Here is an 8011-nt window from a genome sequence, read left to right on the forward strand (position 1 = left end):
AAATACGCGGCCGCCCGCTTGAGAATCTCGTTCTCCACCTCAAGGCGACGCTTCTCCTTACGGAGCCCGGTCAATTCGCGTTTCTCGGCGCTACTCAGCCGTGAATCAGAGCCGCCGGTGTCGTCGGCGGCGGCCTGGGCCATCCAGCTCCGCAAACACGACTCCGATATCGACAGTTCCTTCGCGATCGCAGACACCGGCTTGTCGCCAGCACGAGCAAGGTCCACGGCGCGACGCCGGAACTCGGGCGGGTGAGGTGCAGGCACGAACAACATCCTCCCTGGTGGACCGGGTCCACCTCAGGTGACGTGTCCGGCGTCAGGGGTCAAGCTCACTCCGCCGCGACCACCTGATCCGGGGTTCAGTATTCGAGACCTGGTACGTCGATGTCGATGCCGTGGTCGATGCCGTGGTCGAGGTCCTGGTGGTCGTGGAGCTGGTGGGGTTCGAGAGCGGCAACGGTCGAGGACCGGATTGCTCGGATCGTGTCCCTTGCTGCTGCCAGCGCGGCGTGTTCGTGGATCGCCGTGTCCGGCCTGGGGACGACGGCCTCGGGAGCCTCGGGGCTGGCCGCGACCGCCTCGGTGCGTGTGCCAGCGGTGTGTCCGCGGCGGTGGAGTTCGTCGGTGGCGAGGCGGGCGTCCTCGGCGAGGTCACTGACGTGGTTCCACCAGCTGCTGCGGCGTTCGTGCGCGGCCGTCCAGACCTCGACCTGCTGTTGGGCGATCTCGACCAGGGTGGCGGCGGTGCGGGCGTTGACCGCGGCGAGTTCCCGGGCGACGGGATCGGTGCGGGGGTTGTCGGCGGCGGCATCGGTGAGGATCGCGTTCACCCGGGCCTCGTGCAGCCGGCCATGTGCGTCGGCGAGTTGGTCGGCGGCGTAGGTCGGGGCGCCGGCGTGGACCCGGTCCCAGTACCGCACCTTCCCGACCAACACAGCATCCGGTGCCCGCCGGTACTCGTCCCGGGTGTCGACCCCGAGCGCGGTGGCGGCGTGGGTCCACCAGGCGCGGGCATGCACATCATCGACCGGCGGGACCGGTCCGAGGCTCACCGCCTCGGCGGCGATGCCGGTGTACTCCCGGTACCCGGCCGCGGCCCCGGCGCGGCGCACCCAGTCGGCATACTCGGCGGCCGCGTGGTCGGGGTCGGGGACCGGGCCGAGCGCGGCGACCGCCCAGGCAGGTTGTTGGTCGGCGGCCTGGTGTCCGAACTCCCTGATGCGGTCAACGATCAGCGGTGCCAGCTGGTTCCGCTGGACGGCATACAGGTCGCCGCCGGGCACCGTCCACGTGTCGAACAACCCGGCCGCGGCGACCGGATCGTCCGGCACCCGTCTCGGTAGTGCGTGGGCGATCCGCCACCGCAGCACATCGGACACGTTCTCCGCCGAGGCCAGCTCCCGCCACCCGGCCACCTCGACCAGGAGTCGTTGCGGGTCGTGCCCACCGATCTCGGCCTCGGCCAGCACACTCAGCAGAGATCCGCGCCCGGGTTCGGACGCGACCCGCACCGCCGCCGCCGGGCCAAGCGCCCGTTCCACCATCTGATCGGCCCGGCCACGATCCCGGGCCCGCGCGAGGTCGATCCAGTCCCCGGCCAAAGTCACCAACGACCGTGCCTGGGCCCGGCCCTCGGCTCGGGCGGTCAGCGCTGCGACCGGCGCACCGCTGTGGTCGATCACCGACGAGAACCGCGACCGCGCCGTCTCGACCAAAGCTTGCTGATCGTGGGCGTCCGGGTCACGAGAGGCGACCAGCCACGCATGGTTCGCCACCCGACCCCGCGTCATCGCCGGATACGCCGACTCCCGCCCGGTGTTCTCACCCAGGATCGCGTGCCCGGTATCGACCGTCAACGACTGCGCCGCATGCACCGTCCCGGCATAGGCCAGACGCAGATACTCCGCGGCGTAGGAGGCGGGGAAGTGCGCGGTCGCGCCGTGCCGGTCCCGCCCCCACAACACCCGCCCACCCTCGACGTCCTGTCCCGCACCGACGATGGTGTAGACCTCCCGGTTGGTCACCGCCCCAGCCGGGCCACCGAGCACCCCCGGTTCGACGTGCAGGGTGCGGTCGTTGAGACGGGCCTGGACCCGGTCCCCGACCGACACCGGCTGCCCACCCGGCTCCCGCCCGGCCACCACCCCGACCGGCTGAGAACCGACGCGGCCCAGTCGGATCAACTCGCCCCGCAACCGCTCCGACAACTGTGCGGCCTGCTCGTTCGTCCCCACGATCAACAACGATTGTTGCCCGGCGACGGTGTCGGCCAGCCACGCCCGCGACGCCCCGGTCTCCATCTCCTCCACCGTCCCGGCATGCAACCGGCCCCGCGCCAGATACTCCGCGACCGCCCCGGTATCCCCGGCCCGGACCCGCAACGACGCCGCCTTCTCCCAGTCCTCGACGAACCGGTGCACCTGCTCCAACACCGTCACCGACGACGCCGACCCGACCAGGTACTCGAACAACCCGCCCGCGCCGACCGCACCCAGCTGTTCCGGATCCCCGGTCAGTACGACCTTCGCCCCGGCCGCTGCGGCGAGGCGCATGATCAGGTCGAGGTCGGTAGTGGAGGTCATCCCCGCCTCGTCCACGATCACCAGGTCCCCACGGCGCAGCCGGTCCCGGGGCGGGCCCTGCTCCCCGGCCGTGAAACGGGTGGTGAACACCGCCGTGTTGAACGCCTCGACGTGATCATCGGCGAGGTTGTTCGCCGCGATCTGCGACGTCGTCAACCCCAACACCCGCCCGCCGACCTCACGCCCCCACACCCCGGCCAGGGCACCCATCGTCCGTGACTTCCCCGCACCCGCCGGACCCACCAGCACATCACCGGCGACCCGCGACGTGAGCACCCTCAGCACGGCCTGCACCTGATCGGCACTCAAGCCCTGCCCGGCCAGCTCCGCCCGAACCGTCGCGGTCTTCTCCGCAGCCATGCCGACATCCAGCCCCGACGACACCCGGGCGACCACCGCCTCCTCACGCCCCAGATGCGCCGCCGAGCTGTAACGCTCCCGATGAGCACCCCGCAACACATACCCACCCTCACCAGCAACAACCCGACCCGATGAGTCCACCCGCGTGCCACGGGCGCGGCGCAACCCGTCCGGGACCGGCACCGGCTCGGTCATCGACACCTGCACCACCCCCGCACCGGCGACCGCCTCCCGCGCCAACGCCTCCAACCCGGCCGCCCGCTGCGCCGGCGAGGCCTCCGCGAGCCCGACCACCTCCCACCGATCGGCGACCTCGGCCTTGATCGCCAAAGCGAGATTCCCGATGTCCCACACCGCCGACCGGGCCGACACCCGCGCCACCGCCGCCGCCAGCATCTGGCCCCGCTCCACCGGACCCGACTGCCCGGCCCGCGCGGCCGGGGCCCGCACCGCGGCTTCGGCCGCGTCCGACAACGCCCCGCTCAGCTGGGCCACATGCGCCCGAGCCCACGCCCGCACCGCCCTCGGCCCCGCAGCCGCCGACTTCGGCGCCCGCGTGTCCAACACCGCCGCCTGCGCGATCCGCCGACGCACCACACCATCCGGGTCCCGACCCGTCCGCGCCCGATACAGCCGGGACAGCTCCTCCACCCGGTCCACGACCTGCCCACGACGCGTCGATGCCGCCACCATCAACGACTCATCGACCCCGGCGATCTCCCGCGCACACCCGTCCACGCGCTCGCACCACGCGACCCCGGCCGCCGCAGTCACCAGCTGCTCCAGCGACTGCTGATACACCGCGTCAACGCCGAGCTTGATGCCCCGAAACGACACCCCGTCCAACGCGGTGACCCGACCATCCGCGGTCGCCGTCCGATTCAACAACGCCGCATGCGTGTGCAAATGCGGCTCATCTTCACGGTTCGTCGAATGCGCCCACAACGTCCACGCCGTACCCCGCCCCTGCTCGAACACACCCTGCCCCGCCGCCGACCGCGGACCCGAATGCCGCCCCGTCCGCGTCACCGCGACCCGCGCGTCCGCGAACGACACCGCCACCTCCACCGCCCGCTCATGCGCCGCCCGAACCTTCTCCGCCTCACTCTCAGCACCGGACGCGATCAACGCCGCGTAATACACACTCACCGACTTCGGCGCCGAAAACGTCCAATCGTAATAAGCGACACTCCGCCGGCCATCCGACTCCGCAGCACGGCGAATCTCCTCGGCCCGCTCCGCCGACACAGCGCCCTTCTCCCGCGCCAGCGCCCGCTCCACCCGCTGCTCCACCGACGCGTAATTCCGCGGCCGCGACCCGATGAACACCGGATCCTTCTCCGACGACTCCGGACGCCGCAACTGCCCGAACACCGCCCGCACATCCCCGGCCGTCGCCACCTCACCCGCAGCGAACGGCAACCCCAGAGCCCCGAGCCCAGCCCCGAACCACCGCCCCGCCGGCTCACCATGCGACACCGCCGACGCGTAATACCCCGGACCACCGACACCGACTGTGGTGGTGGTGGCCTGGGTGACCCGGGACCCCTCGGCCCGTTCCGAACCACGATGCGCGGCGCAACCGGAACCGCGGAGCAGGTACTCCACCGCCCCCGCACCGACCGTCGTGATCCGCAACATGACCACGATCCTAGCCCACCCACCCAAAGATCATCAGTGGATGCATGGGTGTGCTGCAGTTGACTTTGATCTTGCCGTGCGGTTCGCTGGCCGGGGCAGGCGGCGGACCGCACGGCAAGATCAAAGTCATGGGATCGATGTCGCCGGCGCGGAGCGGCGGACGACGAGACCGCGGAAGGGAGACCGGGGTGGAGGTCGACCCGGCCGCGTTCGCCGCCGAACAAGCCCGCCGGTTCACCGGCCACCGCCTCCGGATCGGCCGCTCTCCGGTCGTGCACGACATCGCCTGGAAAGACTGGCTCGCCGACCTCACCCTTCCCGTACCCGCCTGCAACCAAGGCTGGGCCGGCCTCGCCGCCACCGACGACCTCACCGCCACCACCGACCCCGCGAACTGCCGCAAATGCGCACTCACCACCGGCCGCACCTCATACCGCCACGCACCACCATTCCAAACTGTCCTCTTCGACCTCGACCTCGAATCCGGAACAGTCGACGACACAGGCGAGACGAACAACACCCCCCAACCCGAACCCGGACAACGGGACCTTCGACGTCGACGCAGCTGTGGAGTGCGCCCGCCCACACGATCGCCGGGACGGCGATATCCGACTGCCAATGCAGCCGGATATAAGAACGAAGAAAGCGTTTGCCCGACCTCCGATCCGGGGCCCGGATCGAGACCCGCACCGCCGCACAGAAAGGCCGTCCCATGACACCCGAGAACCTGTGGGACTACGAGCTGCGGAACTACCGGCTGCGGAGCTACGGGCGATGGGGCGACGACCTCGACGAGGTCGATGATGTCGACGACGGCCTGGCAGATGAGGATCTCTGGACCCGTCTCCAGGTCCTCGTGCTGCGGGTGGAAGGGCTCACCGTCCACGAGACCGCCGACTTCCTCGACGAAGACCACGACTACATCGAAACGCTCTGGGCCCGCTCCGAGGACCTCGGTGAATGGAACAAGGCGAAAGGGCTCCACTTCGCCCACCAACTCGCCAACAGCCACCAGATCGCACAGGCCAAGAAGGACGCGGCGACCTGGCCCCAGCCGACCACCCCTACCCAGCGGCGCCGCCGGACCGTCGCCCTGTACGAGCGCGGGCTGACCGCCCGGGCCATCGCCGACCTCACCGGTGACGACATCGTCGACATCGCCCGCCACCTCGACACCGCCGCCCGCCGCGGCGACATACAAGGCTGACCCCGCCTACCGCCGCCGCCACGACGACCACGACGAGCCGGGCGCCGAGAAAGGTGACATCGCCGTGAATCTCTGGCCACCACCCTTCCCCGTCGCGCACTGTGACCTCGTGGACACCAACCGCAACGGCGACCGACCACGACAACCCGCGCGACCGGCAGCGCCCCGAACGGCAGCGCCCCGAACGGCAGCGCCCCCGAGACGGCACGTCGGCAGAACCGACCCCGACGCCCACTCCGCCGCCAGCCTCGACGACGGCCTCGACGACGGCCCCGCCACCGTCGTGTTCAACCGCGCGGCCCTCGACGACGCCCTCCACCAGCACCCACCACACCGACAGCCGGACCACCGGCCAGGACAGAGACCTGAGCAGGCAGGGCAGCACGCAGCACCGCGGGCCGGGCAGCAGTGGGTAGGGCAGTGGGTAGGGCGGGGACAGCGCTCACTCACCGGTGTCCACCGCCGCGACGACACACCCGGACACACCACTGGGGCTGTCACCCAGACCGGACCCACGCCCTCGACCCCGAACGCCGGGGCCTGGCTCGCCCTGGTCATCGCCGGCTGCGGCATCGTCGTCGCGATGCTCGCGCTGACAGTCCTCTGGAACTGACAGGGGGCTTTGACCCCGGATCCTCCGGAACTGGCAGCACTCTGGAACTGGACTCGAGAGCCGAACCGCCCGGCCGCCACGCACGCCCACCGCAGACAGCGTTGCGGACGCCACCAACCACTCGTATGCTCACATACGCATCTATGTGAGGCACAGCTGTCGCGGCGGCCCCGGGATGCCCGAGAAGACGACCGGTACCTGCCCGTGCGGCCCGAGCTGCCCCTGCACCACCTGCGGGCAGGACTGCTCCTGCGGCTGCAAGTAGCACGTTCGAAGGGGATCGGGCGGGTCAGCGAACCGGGCCTGCCGAACTCCGCCGGGCACCAGGGTCCCGCCCCCTCGACGCGGTCGATGCGGTCGACGCGGTTTCTGTCGTCGATGCGGTCAGCCTCGACAACGCCGGCTCCAGGCCGAGGGCGTCACACAACCAGTGCAGATCCTCCAGGCCGTGGGCGTTCGCGGCGACGACCCGCACCGCCCGCGCCGCGACCTGCGGCTCATGAGCCTCGTCGAACAAGCGGTACCCCAGCGGCACCATCCGCTCCATACTCACCCGGCGCACACCCCGCACACTCGACCAGCCATCACCATCACGATCTCACCATCACGATCGCTGCCACGATAAGACGCCGATCATGACGAACCGCCGGGCACGGGCAGAGCGTGTCGCTCAGTCCGGGGCAGGGAACTCTGAGGTCGGTAACACGGGGACACGGGCCGCGACGACCTGCCCCCGCCCGCGGGCCCACGCCAGGTGATCGACCAGATCGGTGCGGGTCAGATCGACACCGTCACCCGCGACACACACGATCAGATACCCGCCCTGCGCAGCGAGACCAGCAGACCAATACGCGGGCAGGTCCGGGCCGAGGTCCCCGTCGTAGAGAACCTCCACTCCGGTGCCGATCACGATCCGGCCCCGGACGTCCAGGCCCCGCACCGACCACCCTGCCGGGCACGGCAACCGCCCCACCGCCTGCACAGACGCCGCCGACAACAGCGCCCAGCCCCGCCCCAACAACTCGGCCACCTCGACGCTCACCACCTCAGCCCCCGGATGATCATCACGGGCCAGCCGAGGCACATCCGCCGCGATCGTCACCAACGACGCCGTGCCACCCGCCCGGTCGTGCACCACCTCGGCCACCGCACGCACAGCACGCATCCGACCACCTCCCCCGCCTACCGCCTGCCTTCACGATGTGGGCCTTCCCCGAGATCCGGGCGAGTCCACGTAGTCGTGTACCGAATGTGCACTGCCACTACCGGTGAGTAGGCGTGTTCTGCTGGGCGCATGTCACCCGTTACCTTCACACGCCGGGCCGCGGCGGCAGCGCTGGTCGCTGCCGCCGCGGTGACCGTGTCCGCAGCGGCCGTGTCCACCGCGACCGCAGCGCCCGCGACCCCGGCAGCATCGGCGGCGGCGGGCGCGCCGCACGTACAGTCGCCCCCTCCCCCGGCGGTGCCGACCCAGACCGCCGAGGCCCCGGAGGCCCCTGAGGGCCCCGAGGGCCCCGAGGACGCGAGCACCGCAGGCGTGGAGGGTGTCAACGCCGAGTTGGTGACCGACTTCTACACCCAGGCCTTCGTCCAGCGTGACGTGGCC

Annotated in this window: 6 protein-coding genes; 2 read left to right on the forward strand and 4 right to left on the reverse strand. The window is 70.8% G+C overall.

Annotation, left to right across the window (positions count from 1 at the left end; translation table 11 throughout):
* A partial coding sequence (locus tag FVA95_RS26665) for a transposase (protein WP_161992473.1) occupies positions 1–266 on the reverse strand: 266 nt, incomplete at its 3' end.
* 95 nt (positions 267–361) lie between these two features.
* The gene (gene mobF / locus FVA95_RS26670) at positions 362–4585 is read right to left on the reverse strand and encodes a MobF family relaxase (protein WP_149666582.1); all 4224 of its coding nucleotides are present in this window, start codon (positions 4583–4585) and stop codon (positions 362–364) included.
* 44 nt (positions 4586–4629) lie between these two features.
* On the opposite strand from mobF, the gene FVA95_RS26675 reads away from it, so the two are divergent.
* Both FVA95_RS26675 and FVA95_RS26680 read left to right on the forward strand, forming a co-directional pair.
* The gene (locus FVA95_RS26675) at positions 4630–5301 is read left to right on the forward strand and encodes a hypothetical protein (protein ID WP_149666583.1); all 672 of its coding nucleotides are present in this window, start codon (positions 4630–4632) and stop codon (positions 5299–5301) included.
* Positions 5298–5792, forward strand: a complete 495-nt coding sequence (locus FVA95_RS26680; protein ID WP_149666584.1) for a hypothetical protein — start codon at positions 5298–5300, stop codon at positions 5790–5792. Before FVA95_RS26675 ends, FVA95_RS26680 begins: the two co-directional genes overlap by 4 nt.
* 902 nt (positions 5793–6694) lie before the next feature.
* Here the strand turns inward: FVA95_RS26680 and FVA95_RS26685 are convergent.
* Together FVA95_RS26685 and FVA95_RS26690 are read right to left on the reverse strand one after the other, a co-directional pair.
* Positions 6695–6958, reverse strand: coding sequence for a hypothetical protein (locus FVA95_RS26685; protein ID WP_149666585.1), 264 nt, complete (start codon positions 6956–6958; stop codon positions 6695–6697).
* Between the two features lie 117 nt (positions 6959–7075).
* Positions 7076–7570 (reverse strand): hypothetical protein, encoded by a 495-nt coding sequence (locus tag FVA95_RS26690; protein ID WP_161992474.1) that lies wholly within the window; start codon positions 7568–7570, stop codon positions 7076–7078.
* Positions 7571–8011: the final 441 nt, after the last annotated feature.

Source organism: Pseudonocardia sp. EV170527-09 (genome assembly GCF_008369905.1).
Classification (GTDB): Bacteria; Actinomycetota; Actinomycetes; order Mycobacteriales; family Pseudonocardiaceae; genus Pseudonocardia.